Source organism: Streptomyces sp. NPDC028910 (genome assembly GCF_055564955.1).
In genome coordinates this window covers 184,309-205,238 of record NZ_JBVHVF010000001.1, presented here as the reverse complement: position 1 = coordinate 205,238, position 20,930 = coordinate 184,309, and the positions used below count along the sequence as shown (strand labels likewise).

13 protein-coding genes are annotated in these 20,930 nt (G+C 70.8%); 7 read left to right on the top strand and 6 right to left on the bottom strand.

Going from position 1 to position 20,930, the window contains the following annotated elements:
• Nucleotides 1–78 precede the first annotated feature (78 nt).
• The gene (locus ACZ4TV_RS00880) at nt 79–2,646 is read left to right on the top strand and encodes an ABC transporter permease (RefSeq protein WP_468129281.1); all 2,568 of its coding nucleotides are present in this window, start codon (nt 79–81) and stop codon (nt 2,644–2,646) included.
• Between the two features lie 187 nt (nt 2,647–2,833).
• The gene (locus ACZ4TV_RS00875) at nt 2,834–3,622 is read left to right on the top strand and encodes an LmbU family transcriptional regulator (protein ID WP_468129279.1); all 789 of its coding nucleotides are present in this window, start codon (nt 2,834–2,836) and stop codon (nt 3,620–3,622) included.
• Nucleotides 3,623–3,708: 86 nt separating this feature from the next.
• On the opposite strand, the gene ACZ4TV_RS00870 is transcribed toward ACZ4TV_RS00875, so the two are convergent.
• Entirely contained in the window at nt 3,709–4,416 is a 708-nt protein-coding gene (locus ACZ4TV_RS00870) for an FMN-binding negative transcriptional regulator (protein ID WP_468129277.1), read from the bottom strand.
• 183 nt (nt 4,417–4,599) lie between these two features.
• Between ACZ4TV_RS00870 and ACZ4TV_RS00865 the strand changes: the two genes are divergently transcribed.
• Entirely contained in the window at nt 4,600–5,958 is a 1,359-nt protein-coding gene (locus ACZ4TV_RS00865; RefSeq protein WP_468129275.1) for a lysine N(6)-hydroxylase/L-ornithine N(5)-oxygenase family protein, read from the top strand.
• Between the two features lie 112 nt (nt 5,959–6,070).
• On the opposite strand, the gene ACZ4TV_RS00860 is transcribed toward ACZ4TV_RS00865, so the two are convergent.
• The gene (locus ACZ4TV_RS00860) at nt 6,071–6,307 is read right to left on the bottom strand and encodes an MbtH family protein (protein WP_468129273.1); all 237 of its coding nucleotides are present in this window, start codon (nt 6,305–6,307) and stop codon (nt 6,071–6,073) included.
• Nucleotides 6,308–6,722: 415 nt separating this feature from the next.
• On the opposite strand from ACZ4TV_RS00860, the gene argB reads away from it, so the two are divergent.
• Both argB and ACZ4TV_RS00850 read left to right on the top strand, forming a co-directional pair.
• Nucleotides 6,723–7,631 (top strand): acetylglutamate kinase, encoded by a 909-nt coding sequence (gene argB, locus ACZ4TV_RS00855; protein WP_468129271.1) that lies wholly within the window; start codon nt 6,723–6,725, stop codon nt 7,629–7,631.
• Between the two features lie 394 nt (nt 7,632–8,025).
• The gene (locus ACZ4TV_RS00850; protein ID WP_468129269.1) at nt 8,026–10,272 is read left to right on the top strand and encodes an MMPL family transporter; all 2,247 of its coding nucleotides are present in this window, start codon (nt 8,026–8,028) and stop codon (nt 10,270–10,272) included.
• Nucleotides 10,273–10,513: 241 nt separating this feature from the next.
• On the opposite strand, the gene ACZ4TV_RS00845 is transcribed toward ACZ4TV_RS00850, so the two are convergent.
• Entirely contained in the window at nt 10,514–10,972 is a 459-nt protein-coding gene (locus ACZ4TV_RS00845; protein WP_468129267.1) for an Lrp/AsnC family transcriptional regulator, read from the bottom strand.
• A gap of 122 nt (nt 10,973–11,094) precedes the next feature.
• Between ACZ4TV_RS00845 and ACZ4TV_RS00840 the strand changes: the two genes are divergently transcribed.
• The gene (locus ACZ4TV_RS00840; RefSeq protein WP_468129265.1) at nt 11,095–12,096 is read left to right on the top strand and encodes an asparaginase; all 1,002 of its coding nucleotides are present in this window, start codon (nt 11,095–11,097) and stop codon (nt 12,094–12,096) included.
• A gap of 72 nt (nt 12,097–12,168) precedes the next feature.
• Nucleotides 12,169–15,477 carry an NACHT domain-containing protein gene (locus tag ACZ4TV_RS00835; RefSeq protein ID WP_468129263.1) on the top strand — a complete coding sequence of 1,103 codons (3,309 nt, stop codon included), beginning with the start codon at nt 12,169–12,171 and terminating at the stop codon, nt 15,475–15,477.
• Nucleotides 15,478–15,508: 31 nt separating this feature from the next.
• On the opposite strand, the gene meaB is transcribed toward ACZ4TV_RS00835, so the two are convergent.
• Genes meaB through ACZ4TV_RS00820 form a run of 3 tightly spaced genes read right to left on the bottom strand, consistent with a single transcriptional unit; the run spans nt 15,509 to nt 20,545 of the window.
• Nucleotides 15,509–16,489, bottom strand: coding sequence for a methylmalonyl Co-A mutase-associated GTPase MeaB (gene meaB, locus ACZ4TV_RS00830; RefSeq protein WP_468129261.1), 981 nt, complete (start codon nt 16,487–16,489; stop codon nt 15,509–15,511).
• Nucleotides 16,490–16,499: 10 nt separating this feature from the next.
• Nucleotides 16,500–18,683: a methylmalonyl-CoA mutase gene (scpA, locus tag ACZ4TV_RS00825; RefSeq protein ID WP_468129259.1), complete on the bottom strand. Its 2,184-nt coding sequence runs from the start codon at nt 18,681–18,683 to the stop codon at nt 16,500–16,502.
• Nucleotides 18,680–20,545, bottom strand: a complete 1,866-nt coding sequence (locus ACZ4TV_RS00820) for a methylmalonyl-CoA mutase family protein (RefSeq protein ID WP_468129257.1) — start codon at nt 20,543–20,545, stop codon at nt 18,680–18,682. The genes scpA and ACZ4TV_RS00820 overlap by 4 nt, the downstream gene beginning before the upstream one ends.
• Between the last annotated feature and the right edge of the window lie 385 nt (nt 20,546–20,930).

Sequence of the window (20,930 nt, the reverse complement as noted above, 5' to 3'; positions counted from 1 at the left end):
CGCCCCCGGCGCCCCGCACGTGCGTCGCATCTCCCCGTACTCCCACTCCCCGTACTCCCACAGCCCCGGAAGCCACCCATGCTGAGAACTGCCCTGCGCAACGTCCTCGCGCACAAGGCCCGTCTGGTCATGACCGTCCTCGCGGTCAGCCTCGGTGTCGCGTTCGTCTGCGGCACCCTCGTCTTCGCGGACTCCTCCGTGGCGGCCTACCGCGCGGCCGTGTCCGAGGACTTCGCGGACGTCGCCGTCACCGTGACCCCGAAGACACCCCCACCCGGCGCCCCCGCGAGCGAAGAACCCGGCGTCCTCGACGACGTGCTCGCGCGGAAGCTGGCCGAGGTGCCCGGTGTCGCCGCCGTGCGGCCGTCGGCGGCCGGGTCGGCAACCCTGAACGCCGCGGACGGCACCCCGCTGCGGGCCGGCAGGGCGTGGGCGAACTTCGCCGCCGCCTACGTACCGGGCGCCGACGGCAAGGACAGCCGCTATCCGCTGGTCAAGGGCCATGCCCCCCGCACCGGCGGCGAACTCGCGCTGGACGGCGTCACCGCCAGGGCCGGTGGATACAAAATCGGCGACACGGTCACGCTGGCCGCCGACGGCCCGGTCATGACCAAGCGGCTCGTGGGCATCGTCAGCACCCGGGACACCCGGGTGACCGCCGGCGGCACCCTCGCGCTGTTCGACAAGGCGACCGCCCAGCACCTGTTCGCATCGCCGGGCCGCTACACCTCGATCGATCTGGCCGCCCAGCCCGGCACCAGCCAGTCCGACCTCGCCGACCGGGTCACCGCCCTGCTTCCGGCCGGCCGCGCCGAGGCCACCACCGGCATCGCCCAGGCCGGCCAGCAGTCCATCCTCGTCAACACGCTGACCCGGGGCCACCAGAAGCTGCCGATGGTCTGCGCCGGCGTCGCGCTGTTCATCGGCTCGTTCCTCATCGTCAACACCTTCACCATGCTCGTCTCCCAGCGCACCCGGGAGACCGCTCTCCTGAGGGCCGTCGGTGCCTCGCGCCGCCAAGTGGTCCGCACCATCCTCTGGGAGGCCGTCCTGCTCGGCCTCGTCTCGTCGGTGATCGGTGTCCTGCTCGGCCTCGGCATCGCCTCCGTACTCCCCGGACTCCTGAGCACCGGTCAGGAGACACTGCCCACCGGTCCCCTGGTGGTCGGCCCGTTCCCGGTCATGGCGGCCTTCGGCGTGGGCGTGGGGGTCACGGTGCTCGCCGCGTGGCTGCCGTCCCGCAAGGCGGCGAAGATCGCCCCCGTCGACGCGATGCGCTCGGCCGAGCAGCCGCCCACCGCCGCCCGGTCCCGGTACCGTGCCGCGGCGGGACTGCTCCTCCTCGTCCTCGGCGCCGGGCTGCTCCTCTCGCTCATGCGGGCCGAGGACGCCTCGGAGGAAAACCTCCAGAACGCCATGCTCGGCTGCGCCGTTCTCGTCGTCGCCCTGCTGATGCTGGCGCCGACCCTCGCCGGGCCCGTGATCCGCCTCACCGGGCGCCTGACCAGCCGATTCGGCATCACCGGACGCCTCGCCCGCAAGAACGCACTGCGCGACCCGCGACGCACCGCGGCCACCGCCTCCGCACTGATGGTCAGCACGGCCCTGGTCGCCGGACTCGCCGTCATCGGGAACTCCACCGGGCAGGCCCTCGACCGCCAGGCGGCGGCCGGCCTCAGCGCCGACTACGTGATCAGCACCCGCACCGCCTTCACCGGCATCGACCCGGCCGCCGTCCAGAAGGTGGCCGGCGCCCCCGGCGTACGGACCACGAGCGCCGTCACCGACTCCACCCTGTTCACCGGCGGCGAGGTCCGGGAGATCTCCGGCATCGACCCCGACACGGCGAACTCCCTCATGAAACTCCGCTTCGTCAGCGGCTCCCTGAAAGACGTCGGACCGGGCCGAATCGCCCTTTCCCGCAGCACCGCCCGAGAACAGCGCGTGAGCACAGGCGATCGGATCGACGCCCGCATCGGCCACCACCCAAAGGACCTCAAGGACTACACCGTCGTCGGCGTCTACGAGGACAACCCCACCGCCAAGGACGCCCTCGGTGCCCGCACCGAGGTCCAGCAGAACAGCCTGAACCCCGGCTCCGTCCAGCGGATCCTCGTCGGCACCGACAACGGCGAGATCTCCGGCACGATCCAGGACCGACTGCGTACCGCCACGGGCAACAGCCCCCTGCTGAAAGTCCAGAACCGAGACGAACTCGTCCAAGAGGCCGCCGGCGCCATGGGTACCCTGCTGACCCTGATGTACGGGCTCCTCGCCATCGGCGCCGTGATCGGCACCCTCGGCATCGTGAACACCCTGGCCATGTCGGTCGCGGAACGCACCCGCGAAATCGGCATGCTGCGATGCATCGGCATGGACCGCGCCGGCATCCGGCGGATGATCGGCCTGGAAGCGGTGACCGTAGCCGCCTTCGGCACACTCCTGGGCCTGGCAGGCGGCCTGTTCGGAGCCTGGACGGTCGGCTCACTGGCCAACGGGGCGTTGGAGGGCTACGCCATGGCCCTGCCCTGGGGAACGCTGCTCCTCGTATGCCTGGTGTCCCTCACGATCGGCGCACTCGCGGCAGCCCTCCCCGCCCGCCGAGCAGCCGCCCTGAGCCCACTGGACGCGATCGCGGAGGCGTGAGGGGCCCGGTCCTCGGGCGGAGCGCCCCACCTGGCGGTACGGGCCGGCGTCCTTCGACGCCGTCCCGTCGACGGGACGGCCCGGGGGCCGCCGCCGGTGGGGCTCGGCGGCGCCGGGACGCTTTGGCGCGCCTTTAGCACGGGCTGCCAGCCTCCACACCTGTTCTGTGGACCCTTCACATGGAGGCATGATGGCGATTCAGGCCGGCGACATCGAGGGATCGAGAATCGGGCAGACCCGTACGAGCCCCGACCTCGCGCCCAGGCAGCGAAGGGCCATGGGTGAGGATCCGCGGCGCGGCCAGGTGCTGACCACCAAGGTGGGCCTCCAGATGCCGGCGGGGATGTCCTTCGACGACTGGGAGAAGGCCGGCCGTCAGCTTTCCGGAATCGTTGACTCCTCTTCATGGTGGCTCGGCGACTGGCTCGTGTACGGCAAGGACCACTACACCGACCGCTATCAGCGCGGAATCCGTGCCGCCGGGCTGCAGTACCAGACCCTGCGCAACTACGCGTGGGTCTCCCGGCGGTTCGACCTCAGCCGGCGGCGGGGCGCCCTCAGCTTCCAGCACCACGCCGAGCTGGCCTCCCTGCCGCACGACGAGCAGGAGTCGTGGCTCGACCGAGCCGAGCAGCGGAAGTGGACCACCAAGCAGCTGCGCAGCGCCATCCGCGCCGCGCGCGAGGACGCGACCCAGGTCAGGCCGTCCGCCGAACCGACGCGGCGGCTCGAGGTGCCCGGCAGCCGTCTCCAGTGGTGGCACAGGGCGGCGGAGCAGGCGGGTGTCGACTTCGAGCGCTGGGTGCTGGTGACCCTGGACAGCGCGGCCAAGCAGGCCCTGGAGGAGCTGGAAAGGCTGGAGGAGCTCGACAAGCTGGAGGAGCTCGAAGAGGCGGCGGACCTCGAAGGGCCGGCGGACCTCAAGGGACCGGCGCAGCCGGCCGGCGCCGGCCAGCGGCTCGCCATCACCGCGTGAGCGCGGCGGCCGTAGGAGGCACAGGGCCCACTCCGCCAGGAGTGGGGCCCTGACGACCTCGGGGCCCCACCCGCCGTCCGGCGGATTCAGGGCAGCTGACGCATGAGGTCGGCCGTGTCCCGCTGCCGGGTGCACCCGCTCCGGCTGAACGAGTCCAGCACGCGGTCGCGCACCTCGACGGGCTGTTCCTGGCTGAGTTTGAACATGCCCTCGGCCCCGGTCACGGTGACCCGGAAGGCACCCACGGCGGGCACGATCTTGCGGAAGTAGCCGATCGACGCGGACATGTCCCAGCCGGTGCCGAACTTCGCTTCCTCGAAGGCGCGCACGGTGGACTGCACGACGCCCATCGCCTCCTCGATCGAGTCGATCTTCTCCACCACGCCGCGTACGTGCACCGAGGTGAAATTCCACGTCGGGGCGGCCGGCGACTTCTCGTACACCGTCGGAGACACATAGGAATGCGGGCCCGTGAAGGTCAGCAGGATGACGCTTCCCGTCTCGAGCGCCGCCCAGTGCGGATTGGCCCTGTTCATGTGTCCGAGCAATTTCAGGCCCGACAGGTCGGCCGCGCACTCGTCGTTCTCCTGCGGATCCGCGATGACCGGCAGGTGCGTGGCGAACGGCCCGTTCTCGACGGTTCCGTTGATCACCGCCAATGCCAGGGGATTGTCTCGCATCAGATCGGTCATCCATGAACTGTCCGGTTCACGATAGTTACTGGGAACGAACATCCGGAATTCACCCTTTCGGTCAGCGCAATGCGCGAAGACGTGGAAATCCGGACCGACCATACCGCTGTCCTGTCAGCGGGACAGCGGAACAGTCGTCTTCGGTAATCGGTGCGCGCCAGGGGTCGCCCGGATCGTCTTATTGGCGTGTTCAGGTTGGCGCCGGGACGTTCTCCGGCGCAATACTGAATAAAGGTCTCCCGGATCACCGGTCGAGATTCCAAGACGCTAGCGGGAGAGTTGTCTATGGGTACAACGGGTACGCATAACCACGAGATATACGACGTGGTCGGCATCGGCTTCGGCCCGTCCAACCTGTCGCTCGCGATCGCTCTGGAAGAGCACCGGGCCAATGTTCCGGAGCATCCGGTCAAGGCCGCGTTTTTCGAGCGGCAGGCTTCGTTCGGCTGGCACCGCAACATGCTGCTGCCGTCGACGACCATGCAGATTTCGTTCCTGAAGGACCTGGCCACCTTCCGCAATCCGGTGTCCCAGTTCAGCTTCGTATCGTATCTGCACGCCGCGGGACGACTCGTGCAGTTCGTCAACAACAAGGATTTCTTCCCGACCCGGCAGGAATTCCACCAGTACCTGGAATGGGCGGCGTCGAAGCTCTCCGACCGGGTCTCCTACGGCTCCGAGGTCGCCGCGATCCGGCCGTCGCAGGACACCGGACCCTGGGTGCCCGAGCACCTCGAGCTCGAGGTCCGCGTCGCCGGGGGCGGCGTCAGACGGGTGAAGACGCGCAACGTGGCCATCTCCACGGGGCTGGTGCCGCGCATGCCGGCGGGAGTGGCCCGCGACGACCGGGTGTGGCACAGCTCGGAGTTCCTGGAGAAGTTCCGCGGCATCGACCCCGGCGTCCTCAAGAGCGTGGCGGTGGTCGGTGCCGGCCAGAGCGCGGCCGAGATCACCAGGTACCTGCACGACATGCTGCCGCACGCGCGCGTCTGCGCGGTGATCCCGTCCTACGGGTACTCCGTCGCGGACGACACCCCCTTCGCCAACCAGGTGTTCGACCCGGCCGCGGTCGACGAGTACTACTTCGGCAGCGACCAGGCCCGGGAGGCGTTCTGGCACTACCACCGGAACACGAACTACGCCGTGGTCGACGACGAGGTGATCAGGGACCTGCACCAGCGCTCGTACGAGGAGGAGGTGCGCGGCCACAAGCGGCTGCACTTCCTCAACCTCACCAGGGTGTCCGAGGTCGCCCGCGTCGGCGACGAGACCCGCCTCACCCTGAACTCGCTGCTCGACAGCGAGCCGCAGACGCTGGACGTCGACGCGCTCGTCTTCGCCACCGGCTACGAGGGCATGGACCCGGCCCGCCTGCTCGGTGACTTCGACCGTCACTTCCTGCGGGACGAGATGGGCCGGCACCGGGTGGAGCGCGACTACCGGCTCGTCACCGCGTCCGGCCTGTCCAGCGGCATCTACCTGCAGGGAGGCACCGAGCACAGCCACGGCCTGTCGTCGTCGCTGCTGTCGAACATCGCCGTACGGAGCGGCGAGATCGCCGACTCCATCGTCCTGCGGCGGGCAGAGCAGGAGCTGGCCGGGGCGCGTTCCGTCGAGGTGGCGGGCGCCGCCGTCCGAGCCTGACCGGTCCGCCCCCCGCCCGCTACGCCGAAGGGTGGGCCCCGGTGCTGTTCGACCAGTACCGGGGCCCACCCTTCGTCCGTCTTCGGCCATTCCGCGGAATGCCGCCGTCACCTCACGCGGCGCTGACCGGAACCGAATCCGCGGCCATCGCGTCGCGCAGGCTCTTCGGCCGCAGGTCGGTCCAGTTCGCCTCGACGTGCTCCAGGCACTTCTGGCGGCTTTCCTCGCCGAATATGATGCGCCAGCCGCCGGGAACCTCGGCGAACGACGGCCACAGCGAGTGCTGTCCCTCGTCGTTCAGCAGGACGTAGAACCGGCCCTCAGCGTCGTCGAACGGGTTGCTGCTCATGAATCCACTCCAATTCAAGCCGTTCACGATTCACTTCCCGGCCGGGAAACGAATCGACATCCGTTGGTGGGGATGGAGTTGGCGAGACCGCCATGCCCGATCATGGCATCTTTCGGGCGCCCCGTGGAGAGCGGCCCGCAGATGAGGTACTCCGCCGGTCGCCGATTCTCTTCCGTCGCCGTCCTGTTGACAGGACATCGGTAACACACTGACGCGAATCTTCGCTGTTTTGCACTGAGTTCCCGGGATTCCACTTCCGGTGGAGCCTTGTCGCGCGCGATGGTGGAACGGTGACCGCGGCCCGTGCCGTGGTCCTTCACGTCCCCGGGAGCCCGGAGTCCTCCACAGAAGGAGTTGTGCCGATGAGCGTCACCAGCGCGGCCGGCGTTCTCTTCCCCCTGCGTGCGAGTTCCACATGACGACCCGTCAGCATCCTGCCCTGGCCAAGGCGCGGTCCGTCGGCGAGGCGCTGCCGTGGCTGACCCGCCACCAGGGCCGGACCGTCGTCATCAAGCTGGGCGGACACGCCATGGTGGACGAGCAGTTGACGGCTGCCTTCGCCCGAGACGTGGTCTTCCTCCGCTACGCCGGGCTGAAGCCCGTGGTCGTCCACGGCGGCGGTCCGCAGATCGGCGCGGAACTGGAACGGCGCGGCCTCGCCAGCGAGTTCAAGGCGGGGCTCAGGGTCACCTCGCCCCGCGCCATGGACGTGGTCCGGATGGTGCTGGCCGGACAGGTGCAGCGCGAACTGGTCGGACTCATCAACGCGTACGGTCCGCTCGCCGTCGGAATGACCGGCGAGGACGCGGACACCCTCACCGCGGTGCGGCACGTTCCGTGGATCGACGGCGAACCGGTGGACATCGGCAGGGTCGGCGACATCACCCGGGTGGACACCGGCGCCATCGAGGCGCTGATGGCGGACGGTCGCATACCGGTCGTCTCCTCCGTCGCCCGCAGTGCCGAGGACGGCCACGTCTACAACGTCAACGCCGACACCGCGGCCGCGGCGCTGGCCACCGCGCTGCGCGCCCAGGCGCTGATCATGCTCACCGACGTCGAGGGTCTGTACGCGGGCTGGCCGCTCGGCGACGAGGTCATCGGCAGGCTCACCGCCCGCGAGCTGGAGAAGCTGCTGCCGGAGCTCGCCGACGGGATGGTCCCCAAGATGACCGGCTGTCTGCACGCCGTGCGGGGCGGCGTCGGCATGGCGCGGGTGATCGACGGGCGGGTGCCGCACTCGATCCTGCTGGAGATGTTCACGGACGAAGGGGTCGGCACGGTGATCGTGCCGGACCTGGACGAGGCGGAGGTGCTGCCATGAGCGGGCCGAACGGGCCCGGTCGGTTATCCGCCAGCCGTCCGAGCCGGGGCGACGCCATCATGGCACCATCCTGGCCGGGTTGGCGTCACGGTCGATGGCGGGATCGCGCGATGACCGCCATGGGGTCTCAACGCTCTTCAACTGGCGCCCAGTTGGTCGAATTCTGGGCCTTTCCCGGCGGCCGCCCCACCGGCGTAGGAGTGTCCGTACCTCCGGTGGGCGGGCGGCGCATTCCGGCCAGCTTGACGCGATGGCTCAGATCTGGCGCAGCGGTGGCGCCAATGGTGTGCCATGATGGCGCCATCGACATCCACGGCGGTCGGCCGCACTGACGGCCCCTTCCCGACCAGAACCCGCTCGTTCTGTACCGACCCCTACAGGAGTTCTTTTCGCTATGGCTACCTTCCTTTACAAAGCGGGCCGATTCGCCTTCCGGCGACGAGGCCTGGTGACACTGCTGTGGCTCGCCGTCCTGGTCGGGGTAGGTTTCGCGGCTTCCACCGCTCCGGCTCCGCCCGCCGATACGTTCTCGATGCCGGGTACGGAGTCGCAGAAGGCCTTTGACCTGCTGAAGGAGAAGTTCCCGGCCATGAGCGTGGACGGCGCCACCGCCCGCGTGGTGGTCCGTGCACCCGCCGGCGAGAAGCTCTCGGATCCCGCTCAGAAGGCCAAGGTCGAGACCCTCGTCGGCGCGCTGGCCAAGGCGCCGGACGTCGTCGCCGCCTCCGACCCCTTCACGACCAACGCCCTCAGCCAGGACGGCACCACGGCGTACGTCGTGGCCACGTACAAGGTCTCCGCCCTCAAGGTGACCGACGAGGCGCACGACGGCCTCGACAAGGTGCTCGAGGATTCCCGGGCCACGGGTCTGGTCGTCGAGGCCGGCGGTGACGCCGTCAAGGTGGACGCCGCGGCGGGCGGTGGGGCGGAAGGCATCGGCATCCTCGTCTCGGCCATCGTCCTGGTCCTGACCTTCGGTTCGATGATCGCCGCCGGCATGTCCCTGCTCACGGCCCTCATCGGAGTCGCCATCGGCGCCGCCTCCATCACGGCGCTCGGCAGCACCCTCGGCCTGTCCAGCACGACGTCCACCCTCGCGCTGATGATCGGCCTGGCGGTCGGCATCGACTACGCCCTCTTCATCGTCTCCCGCTACCGCTCGGAAATGGCCGAGGGCCGCGAGCGTCAGGAGGCCGCGGGACGCGCCGTCGGCACGGCCGGCTCCGCCGTCGTCTTCGCCGGCCTCACCGTGATCGTCGCCCTCGCGGGGCTCACCGTGGTGAACATCCCGATGCTCACCAAGATGGGCCTCACCGCCGCGGGCACCGTCGCCATCGCCGTCCTCATCGCGATCACCCTCGTCCCCGCCCTCCTCGGCTTCGCGCCGATCAAGGTCATGCCCCGCAAGGAGCGCAAGCAGTACTACGGCAAGCCGCTCTCCGAGCGCCAGCAGCGCAAGGCCGACAAGCGGGCCGCGCGCCAGAAGCCGAACCTGGGCACCCGCTGGGCGAGCTTCGTCGTACGCCGTCCCCTGGTCGTGCTCGTCTTCGGCGTCGTGAGCCTCGGCGCCATCGCGGTGCCCGCCGCCAGCCTGCAGCTCGGTCTGCCCGGCGAGGGCACCATGGCGCCGGATACCACCCAGCGCAAGGCGTACGACATGCTGTCGGAGTCCTTCGGGGCCGGGTTCAACGGGCCGCTGACGGTCACCGTCCAGGCGAAGGACGCGGCGACCGCGGCCGTCGGCGTGGGCAAGGAGCTCGGCAAGGTCGAGGGCGTCGCGGCGGTGACCCCCGCGACGGCCAACGACAAGGGCGACACCGCGGTCCTCACCGTCGTCCCGAAGACCGGTCCCACCGAGCGCGAGACCGAGGAACTGGTCGGGGAGATCCGGGGCATGGCCGGCGGGCTCGGCGCCGGCAACGGCGCCGAGGTCCTGGTGACCGGTCAGACCGCCCTGTTCATCGACTTCTCCCAGACCCTCGACGACGCGATGCTGCCGTACCTGGCCCTGGTGGTCGGCCTCGCGTTCCTGCTGCTGGTGCTGGTCTTCCGGTCGCTGCTCGTCCCGCTGAAGGCGGCCCTCGGCTTCCTGCTCTCCGTGAGCGCGGCCCTCGGCGCGGTCGTGGCCGTCTTCCAGTGGGGCTGGCTCGCCGACGTCTTCGGCATCGACCAGCCGGGTCCGATCATGAGCACGCTGCCGATCTTCATGATCGGTGTGGTGTTCGGCCTCGCGATGGACTACGAGGTCTTCCTCGTGACCCGCATGCGCGAGGCCCACGTCCACGGGGCGCAGCCCGACGAAGCGGTGGTCACCGGCTTCCGCTACGGCGGACGGGTGGTCGGCGCCGCCGCGATCATCATGGTCAGCGTCTTCTCCGGCTTCATCATGGAGGAGAACGTCTTCGTCAAGATGGTGGGCTTCAGCCTCGCCATCGCCGTCCTCTTCGACGCCTTCATCGTCCGCATGGCCCTGGTGCCCGCCCTGTTCGCCCTGCTCGGCAGGTCGGCCTGGTGGCTGCCGCGCTGGCTCGACCGGGTGCTGCCCAACATGGACGTCGAGGGCGAGAAGCTGCATCCCGCGGCGGGTGCCCCGGTCCCGGCCCAGCAGCGCCGCAAGCAGGAGGCCCACATCGCGGGCTGAGGGACCAACCGCTGAACCGCCCGTACGCCGACGGCCCGAGCGCCGTCGGCGTACGGGCGTTCTCGCTGCCGGGAGCCACGACCGCGGGCCACGGGCCGGGCCCCGGGCGGCTATTGCCGGCGTCCGCCGCCCCGTCCCCGTCCCCGCCGCCGGCGCCGAGGGGTTTCATGGGGTACTGCTTCCTGTCGGTGTGCTTCCTGTCGGACCGGGCCCTTCGTCAGGGCCCGCGGGTTCGTGGGCGTCAGCGGAGGTCGACGGGCAGGCCGGTCGGTTCCTTGATGCGCTTCATGATGATCTGCGAGTTGACCTCGGTGATGCCGGAGAGGGCCGTCAGCTTCTCGATCCACAGGCGCTCGTACGCGCGCAGGTCCGCGACGGCGATCCGCAGCAGGCAGCCGGGGCTGCCGAAGAGGCGGTAGGCCTCGATGACGTCGGGGATGTCCTGAAGCGCCGCCTCGAAGGCCTCGACCGCCTCGCGGTCGCGGCGCACCTCGACCGATACGAGCACCTCGAAGCCGCGGTCGACCGCCTCGGGCGAGATCACGGCGCGGTAGCCCTGGATCACCCCGTCCTGTTCGAGCTGGCGCACCCGGCGCATGCAGGGGGACGGGGTCAGACCCACCCGCTGGGCGAGCTCCTGGTTGCTGAGACGGCCGTCCGCCTGAAGCTCGCGCAAGATATCCCGGTCAATGGCGTCCATGGCGCGATTATCCACCACTCGCTCCTGGCCGCCCGGGTGGAAAACGCAATCGTATTGCGGGTAGATCGCTCTATCATTGCTGCTTTGAGCACATATGTACGAGTGAAGGGCGGCCACGGCCAATGGGACGGATCGTCGTCATCAGCACCGGCGGAACGATAGCCAGCCGCTGGCAGGGCTCCGGCTTCGCGGCGGACGCCGACGGGAACGAGGTCATCGCCACCGCGCCGCTGCCCGAGGGCATCAGCGTCGAGCTGGTGGACCTGTTCAGCGTGAACAGCCCGCGGCTCACCACCGCCCACCAGCTCACCCTGCTGCGTACCGTCCACGAGGTGCTGGCCGACCCCGGGGTGGACGGCATCGTCGTCACGCACGGCACCGACACCCTGGAGGAGTCGGCGTTCCTCGTCGACCTCCACCACCACGACCCGCGCTCCGTGGTCTTCACCGGTTCGCAGCGGCCCATGGGCACCGCCGACGGGGACGGACCCGGAAACCTCTACGACGCGCTGCTCACCGCCGCGAACACGCGCGGGCTCGGCGTGCTGATCGCCTTCGCGGGGCGGGTGCACGCCGCGCGCGGCACCGTGAAGACCCAGGCCGTGGAGCTGGACGCGTTCGCGGACCCCTCGAAGGAACTGTTCGGGAAGATCGGCTTCGGCAAGGTCACCATCCTGCGCGCGCCGCAGCGCCCGGCACCGCTCCCGCTGCCGGCGATGCCGGAACTCCCGCCGCGCGTCGACGTGGTGCTGCACCACACCGACGGCGACCCGGTCCTGCTGAACGCCGCCGTCGAGGCCGGCGCGCGCGGCATCGTCCTCGTCGGGACCGGCGCGGGCAACGCCACCCCGGAGATCGTGGACGCGGTCAAGGCCGCCGTCGGGCGCGGGGTGCTGGTCGCGCTGACCACGCGGGTCATGGCCGGACCGGTCACCGAGATCTACACGCACGGCGGCGCGGTGGACCTGATCGCGGCGGGCGCCGTCCCGACGGGCACACTGCGCGCCGGTCAGGCCCGCATCGCGGTGCTCTCCGCCCTGCTGGCCACCGACAACACGGTGGAGCAGGCCCGCGTCCTGCGTGAGTCGCTGACCCCGACGGGCTCGGTCCTCGTCGAGGCGTAGCGTTCCCGAGCGGAGCGGGACCGGGGCGCCGTAGGATCGCGAGGAAACGATCACCGCGCCACGGGGGGACGCATGGAGCCCGGGACCATCGGCATCCGGCTGGCCTCGGCGGCCATCGGGCCCCTCGTCAGGCGGCTGTTCGTCACCGAAGGCGCCGGGGCCGGCCTCGTCGACAAGCCGGTCCGGATCTCGGGCTACGTGTCCTTCAAGGGCGAGAAGCGCTCGCTCACGGAATCGGATCTGCGGACCCTGGCCGCGAAGTTGGTGCAGCAGGCGCTCCGTACGGGCGAGCGCCCGATCCCCGCGGACGAACGGCAGGCGGTCACCGACGCCCTGGCGGCGACGCTACACGCCCTCGGCGACGTCACGATGACCGATCTGGACGCCGTCCGGCTGGGCTCCGCGGACTTCGCCCGGGAGCTGCGCCGCGTCAGCGGCCGGCCCGAGCGGCACCTGAGCACCGACGCCACGTACTTCTACGAGCGGCTCCTCGAGGCCGCGTGCCTGCACATCCTGCACTTCCTCACCCAGCGCTCCACGTTCGTCGCCCACGCGCTGGTGCAACAGACGCGCGGGATCGCCGAGCTGACGGCCAAGGTCGACGAGCTGATCCGCCGCGACCCGCTGCCCGGCGCCGAGGACGCCGCGTTCGAGCAGCTGTACCTGCCGTACGTGGCCAAGAAGCACGGCAAGCTGACGATCTACGGGATCGACCTGCACAACTCGCCGACCAAGTGGTCGCTGGACGCGGCGTACCTGAGCCTCGAAGCGACCGCGCGGTCGCGACGCGGCGACCTGGCCCGCGTCATGGAGGAGCCGGAGGGTATGGGGTCCGGGGGCGGGCAGGCCGAGGAGGAAGCCCGCCTCTTCGCCGCGGCCACCGACCCTCGGATCCAGCAGGCCTTCGACGACACGTTCCTGGAGGCGATGCGCCAGGCGATGGGCCCGCGGCCCGCCGATCAGGCTCTGGCCGACGACCTCAAGGTCCTCCTCCGGGGCGAAGCCGGCTCAGGCAAGACCACATTGGTGCAGTGGCTGGCCGTCACCGCTGCCCGCCAGGACCTCACCCCGCAGATGGACTACCTCTACGACCGCATCCCCTTCGTCCTGCCCCTGCGCACGCTGACGCGCCACGGCGAACGGTTGCCCGCGCCCCAGGATTTCCTGACCGCCGCGGGCTGTCCGCTCGGGGCAGCCCAGCCCGACGGCTGGGCGCACCGCGTCCTCATGGCCGGGCGAGGGCTGGTCCTCATCGACGGCATCGACGAGATTCCCGACCGTGAACGGGAGCGGGCCCGCGGCTGGCTGCGGGATCTGATGGACACGTACGGTGGTCACAACCGCTGGCTCGTCACGTCGCGCCCCTCCGCGGTGGCAGCGGACTGGCTCGCCGAAGAGGACTTCACCGAGCTGACGCTGTCTCCCATGGGACCCGCCGACATCGCCACGTTCATCAAGCGGTGGCACACGGCGGCCCACACCGGCACGGACGACGACGCGGACCTCCAGAAGTACGAAGCCCAGCTCCTGGCGGCCGTCCGCAGCAAGCCCGACATCGGCCGCCTCGCGACCAACCCGCTGATGTGCGGGCTGATCTGCGCTCTCCACCGGGACCGGCGCGGCTACCTCCCGCACGGCCGCAAGGACCTCTACGAGGCCGCCCTCTCGATGCTGCTGAGCCGCCGCGACCGCGACCGTGACATGGACGTCCCGGACCTCCGGGAGGAGCCGCAGCTCGATCTGCTCCAGCGGCTCGCGTACTGGCTGATCAAGAACGGCCGTACGGAGATGGACCGTCCGCGGGCGGAGGACATCATCGCGCGCGCTCTGCCCATGGTCCCGGAAGCAGCCGCTCTCGGCGAAGCACCCGCGGTCTTCGGGCACTTCCTGCAGCGCAGCGGCATCCTGCGGGAACCGGCGCCCGGCACGGTGGACTTCATCCACCGCACCTTCCAGGACTTCCTCGGCGCGCGGGCCGCGGTGGAGGAGGGCGACTTCGGCCTGCTCACCAGCCACGCCGACGACGACCAGTGGGAGGACGTCATCCGGATGGCGGTCGCGCTCGCCCGGCCGCGTGAACGCGTGACGATCATCCGCGACCTGCTCGCCCTGGGAGACGGTTCCTCCGACGAGCGCACCCAGGCCCGCATCTACCTGCTCGCCGCCGCCTGCCTCGAACACTCCACCACCCTCGACCCCGACGTGCGCGCGGCGGTGGAAGGGCGCACCGCCACCCTCATTCCGCCGAAGAACGAGGACGAGGCACGCGCCCTCGCGGACGTCGGTTCGCTGATCCTGGACCTTCTCCCAGGCCCAGGGATGCTTGACGACTTTGACGCGCACTACGTGGTGATCGCGGCCTCACACGTCAAGTCGGACGCTGCCGTCTCCTTCCTCGCACAGTTCGCCAAGCACCCCTCGCTCGTGGTCCGTTCCCAGCTTCTCTGGGCCTGGTCCCGCTTCGAAAGCGCCGACTACGCCGACGAGGTGATCGCGGAGCTGGACCCTGCCGGCCTCCTCTACACCGTCCGGCACGACGATCAGCTGCATCACCTGGAGCGTCTGGGGCTCCGGCCGGCGAGCCTGGACGTCAGGAGCGGTGTGAGCATGGAAGCCCTGGCGGGCTACGTCGGCCGGTGCAGCCCCAGGGAGGTCGTGCTCTCGCACACCTCGGTGACCGATCTGGGCTTCCTGAGGGGCCAGTCCGCCCTGGAGTCCCTCGACATCACGGACTGCCCGGACCTGACGGACCTTTCCGCGATCGGCGGCCTGCCGATTCGCCGACTGAGCATCATGGGCGCGGGACCGGCCCTCGACCTGCGGACGGTCGCACAGCTCGGGCAATTGGAATCCTTCACCCTCCGCGGTCCTGCGGGGGCGAGCTGGTCCGCACAGGTCCTGCCCACAGGCGCCCCACTGGAGATGCTGGTGGTGACCGGCAGGGTGAGTCCCGCGAACGGCCTTGATGGGCTCGGAGCCCTCTCCGGGCTCAGGACGCTGGTGCTCAACGCCCCGTCCAGTCCGGTCTCGGACGCCGACTGGCGTCAGATCGGCGAACTGGACTCCCTGGTCCACCTCAATGTGTCCGCCTCGTCGTTCGAGACCCTCCCGGCGGGCGTGACACTGCCGGGCCTCCACAGTCTGACCCTCGTCGGCGGCGGCGGGGAGAGGGTCCTGCAGGCGGCGATCCGGCGACTGGCCGCAGCTTTTCCCCAGCTGAAGGAGTGTCGATTCCTCGGGGACTTCACGGCAGAGGGCGACATCGACATCGCGCCGCTGGCCGAACTGCCCGAACTGCGCGACATCCTCATCCAGACGGGCCGCGACCGCATCCGCCGCGCCGAACTGCTGCCGCCGTCCGTACGACTGAGCTACGAGTGACCGGACGGCGCCAGGGGCGCCGTCCGGGTCGTCAGCTCCCGAAGGCCGCCAGGATCCGGTCCGCCGCCGAGGTGGGCGTCAGCGAGCCCGCCCGCACCGCGGACTCCAGCTCCGGCGCGAGCTCCCGTACCGCCGGGTCCGCGCGCAGCCGTTCCAGCAGCTCGTCGCGGACCATCGACCAGGTCCACTCCACCTGCTGCGCCGCCCGCTTCGCCGCCAGCCGGCCCCCCGCGTCCAGCAGGGTGCGGTGCTGTTCGAGGCGGTTCCACACCTCGTCCAGCCCGGCCGACTCCCGCGCACTGCACGTCAGGACCGGCGGCGTCCAGGCCGCGTCCACCGGGTGCATCAGCCGCAGCGCGCCCGACAGTTCCCGGGCGGCGGCCTTCGCGTCGCGCTCGTGCGGGCCGTCCGCCTTGTTCACCGCCAGGACGTCGGCCAGCTCCAGGACGCCCTTCTTGATGCCCTGCAACTGGTCCCCCGTACGGGCCAGGGAGAGCAGGAGGAAGGAGTCGACCATCCCCGCCACCGTCGTCTCCGACTGGCCCACGCCGACCGTCTCGACGAGGACCACGTCGTAGCCCGCCGCCTCCATCACGATCATCGACTCGCGGGTGGCCTTCGCGACCCCGCCCAGCGTCCCCGCGGACGGGGACGGGCGGACGAACGCCGCCGGGTCCACCGACAGGCGTTCCATCCGCGTCTTGTCGCCCAGGATGGAGCCGCCCGTGCGCGTGGACGAGGGGTCCACCGCGAGCACCGCCACCCGGTGCCCCAGACCCGTCAGCATCGTGCCGAACGCGTCGATGAAGGTGGACTTGCCCACCCCCGGCACACCGCTGATGCCGATCCGCCGGGCCCGGCCCGAGTGCGGCAGCAGCTCCGTCAACAACCCCTGCGCCAACGCCCGATGAGCGGGCAGGGTGGACTCGACCAGGGTGATCGCGCGCGCAATGAACGCGCGCTTCCCGTCGAGCACCCCCTTCGCGTAGGCCTCGATGTCGATCTTCGGCACCGACCGCCGCCTACAGCTCGTGGCCCAGATCCGCGGCCAGCCGCGTCACCAGGTCGTGGGCGGCGTCCGGGATGACCGTGCCGGGCGGGAACACCGCCGTCGCACCCATCTCCAGCAGCGTCGGGACATCGGCCGGCGGGATCACCCCGCCCACCACGATCATGATGTCCTCGCGGCCCTCCTGCGCCAACTGCTCCCGCAGCGCCGGTACGAGGGTCAGATGGCCGGCCGCCAGTGACGAGACGCCCACCACGTGGACGTCCGCCTCGACGGCCTGACGGGCCACCTCCGCCGGGGTCTGGAACAGCGGGCCGACGTCCACGTCGAAGCCCAGGTCGGCGAAGGCGGTCGCGATCACCTTCTGGCCGCGGTCGTGCCCGTCCTGGCCCATCTTGGCGACCAGGATGCGCGGACGGCGGCCCTCCGCCTCCTCGAACCGGTCGACCAGGGCGCGGGTGCGCTCCACGGACGGGGACTCGCCTGCTTCGGTGCGGTACACACCCGAGATCGTACGGATCTGGCTCGCGTGCCGCCCGTACACCTTTTCCAGTGCGTCCGAGATCTCACCCACCGTGGCCTTGGCGCGCGCCGCGTCCACCGCCAGGGCCAGCAGGTTGCCGTCGCCGCGCTCGGCGGCGTTCGTCAGCGCCCGCAGGGTGTCCTGCGTGAGCGACTCGTCGCGCTCCTCGCGCAGCCGCCGCAGCTTGGCGATCTGCTGGCTGCGCACCGAGGAGTTGTCGACCTTGAGGACGTCGATCTGCTCGTCGGTCTCCACCCGGTACTTGTTCACGCCGATCACCGGCTGCCGGCCGGAGTCGATCCGCGCCTGCGTCCGCGCCGCGGCCTCCTCCACGCGCAGCTTCGGGATGCCCGCGTCGATGGCCTGGGCCATGCCGCCGGCCGCCTCGACCTCCTCGATGTGCTGCCAGGCGCGCCGCGCCAGGTCGTACGTCAGCTTCTCGACGTACGCGCTGCCGCCCCACGGGTCGATCGACCGGCAGGTCCCCGACTCCTGCTGGAGCAGCAGCTGGGTGTTGCGGGCGATGCGCGCCGAGAAGTCCGTCGGCAGCGCGAGCGCCTCGTCGAGGGCGTTGGTGTGCAGCGACTGGGTGTGGCCCTGGGTCGCCGCCATCGCCTCGACGCAGGTGCGCGTCACGTTGTTGAAGACGTCCTGCGCGGTCAGCGACCAGCCCGAGGTCTGCGAATGCGTGCGCAGCGACAGCGACTTGGCGTTCTTCGGGTCGAACTGCTTGACCAGGCGCGCCCACAGCAGACGGGCGGCGCGCAGCTTCGCGACCTCCATGAAGAAGTTCATGCCGATCGCCCAGAAGAACGACAGGCGCGGCGCGAACGCGTCCACGTCCAGCCCGACCGCCTGCCCGGCGCGCAGGTACTCCACGCCGTCCGCGAGGGTGTACGCCAGCTCCAGGTCGGCCGTGGCCCCCGCTTCCTGGATGTGGTAGCCGGAGATGGAGATCGAGTTGTACCGCGGCATCTTCTGCGAGGTGAAGGCGAAGATGTCGGAGATGATCCGCATCGAGGGCTTGGGCGGATAGATGTAGGTGTTGCGGACCATGAACTCCTTGAGGATGTCGTTCTGGATGGTCCCGGCGAGCTTGTCGGGGGAGACGCCCTGCTCCTCCGCCGCCACGATGTAGAGCGCGAGGACGGGCAGCACCGCGCCGTTCATCGTCATCGACACCGACATCTTGTCCAGCGGGATCCCGTCGAACAGCTGCCGCATGTCGTAGATCGAGTCGATCGCCACGCCCGCCATGCCGACGTCGCCGGTCACGCGCGGGTGGTCGCTGTCGTAGCCGCGGTGCGTCGGCAGGTCGAAGGCCACCGACAGGCCCTTCTGGCCGGACGCCAGGTTGCGCCGGTAGAAGGCGTTCGACTCCTCGGCCGTGGAGAAGCCGGCGTACTGCCGGATCGTCCAGGGCTGGTTCACGTACATCGTCGGGTACGGGCCGCGCAGGTACGGCGCCACCCCCGGGTAGGTCCGGAGGAAGTCCAGGCCCTCCAGGTCCCTCCCGGTGTAGAGCGGCTTGACGCCGATGCCCTCGGGGGTCTCCCACAGCAGGTCGGCGGCCGCGGTGCCGGTGGACTCCTTCACCGAGGAGCGCCACTGGTCCTCGGTGACTCCGGCGGCGGTGGGGCCGAGCGCCAGCTCGGAGAAATCGGGGATGCTCATGCGGGCACTCCCATCCGGTCGAGTACGGAGGACAGCACGGCGACGGCGTCACAGCCGGCGAAGACGTACTCGTCCACGGAAGCCTCTGCGGTGCCCGGCCTGCCGGCGAGGAAGACGGTCGTGGCGCCCGCCGCGCGCAGGGCCTCGGCCACCGCCGCGGCCTGCTCCTCGTACAGCGCGTCGCTGGAGCAGAGCACGGCGACGCCGTCAGCGCCGCTCGCCGCGTAGGCCCCGGCGGCCGTCGCCGGGTCCACGCAGACGGGGTCGTGGACGGGTTCGATGCCGCCCGCCTGGAACAGGTTCGAGGCGAAGGTGGCCCGCGCGGTGTGCGCGGCCGCCGGGCCCAGCGCGGCGAGGAAGATCCTCGGCCGGGCCCCGGTCGCCGCCAGATGCGCGTCACTGCGGGCGCGCAGGGCCTCGTACGCCTCGTCGCGCCGGACGCGGGGCAGTCCACCGGTGGGTCCGGCCGGCGCGGGCTCGCGTACGACCGGCTTCTCCGCCAGCAGCGGGAACTCGCTGACGCCGGTGATCGGTTCGCGGCGCCTGGCCAGCTTCTCGGAGCGCTCGGCCCACGTGGCGGCGAGGCGCTCGGCGACCAGCCCGGAGCGCAGGGCGGCGGCCTGGCCGCCGGCCTTCTCCAGGGTCTGGAAGAACCCCCAGGCGGCGTGGGCGAGTTCGTCGGTGAGCCGCTCGACGTAGTACGAGCCGCCAGCCGGGTCGATCACCCGGGCCAGGTGCGACTCCTCCAGCAGGATGGTGGAGGTGTTGCGGGCGATCCGGCGCGCGAAGGCGTCTGGGAGGCCCAGCTCGTGATCGAAGGGGAGCACGGTCACCGAATCGGCGCCGCCCACGCCCGCCGCCATGCAGGCCACGGTGGTGCGCAGCATGTTCACCCAGGGATCGCGGCGGGTCATCATCACCGGCGAGGTCACCGCGTGCTGCAGCTGGGCACCCGCCTCCGGGGCCCCCGAGGCCTCGGCGATACGGGCCCACAGCCGGCGCGCGGCGCGCAGCTTGGCGATGGTGAGGAACTGGTCCGCGGTGGCGGCGTAGCGGAACTCCAGCTGCCCGAGCGCGGCTTCGGTGCTCAAGCCGCCCTCGGTGAGGGCGCGCAGGTAGGCGACACCGGTGGCCAGGGACAGGCCCAGCTCCTCGGCGGCGCTGCCGCCGGCCTCGTGGTAGGGCAGGGCGTCCACGGTCAGGGCGCGCACTCCCGGCCAGCCGGCGGCGGCCTCGCGGGCCAGCTCCACGGCGCCGGCCTGGTCCAGTGCCTCACCGGTCCGGGCCTCGTGGCCCAGGGGGTCGGCGCCCAGCGAGGCCCGCGCGGCCTCGGGGGCCACCGCGCTCTCGGTGAACAGGCGCAGCAACGCGCGGGCGGCTTCGGCGTATTGGGCTCCGGCGTCCAGGACGATCGGGGCGAGGTCCAGGTAGACCCCGTCCAGTGCCCGGGCCAGGCCTTCGACGGGGAGGCCGCCCTGGCCGACGGTGAGCCACAGGGAGGTGACCCCGTTCTCCAGGTCGGCGAGGGCCGCTTCGTTCACGCGCTGTGGATCGGTGCCCGCGAGGCGCTGGCGCACGTCCCAGCCGTTCGCGGAGGTGCCTTCCGGCCTGCCTCCGCGGACGAAGGGGGCGAAGCCGGGGAAACCGGTGTCGGGAGCCGCCCCGTCGGGCGGCGCGGTGTAGAGCGGGCGCGTGGTGAGCCCGTCCTCGAGTGGGGTGGACAACGCGTCTTCTGCGGCCTCGCCGGAAGCTTCCTTGCCGGACTTGCGCAGTACGCCTTCTACAAGGCGCTGCCACTGCTCATGCGTCGCGTCAGGGAACTCGGCGGCCAGGGAGAGCCCGTCGTCAGGCAGGACCGTCATGGCTCGAATGCTAGGGGCGGGCGCTTAAGGCGCACTAGACCGTCCGGTGTGATCTCGCCCTCTCATGGCATACGGCAAGGATCTTGGAACCCCGGGCTGAGCAGCACCGTTTGCCGCCGCTACCGGCAGTACGGGGGGACCCGCGCGCGATACCACGATCCGTCCGGGACCGTCGCGGACGAGCCCGCGCTCCATGGCGGCGCCCCGGACATCCTCCGGGCCTGCCCCGGATCTCCCCGGAATCTCCCTCGCGCGGGATGCCCGCCGGCCCGGCCCCGCCATGACCGCGGATTGAAGACATCCCACAGAAGGACCGCCGCACGGGCCCGTCCCCACCCCACCCCCGTCCCCACCCCACCCCCGTCCCCACCCCGGCGCGGATCGC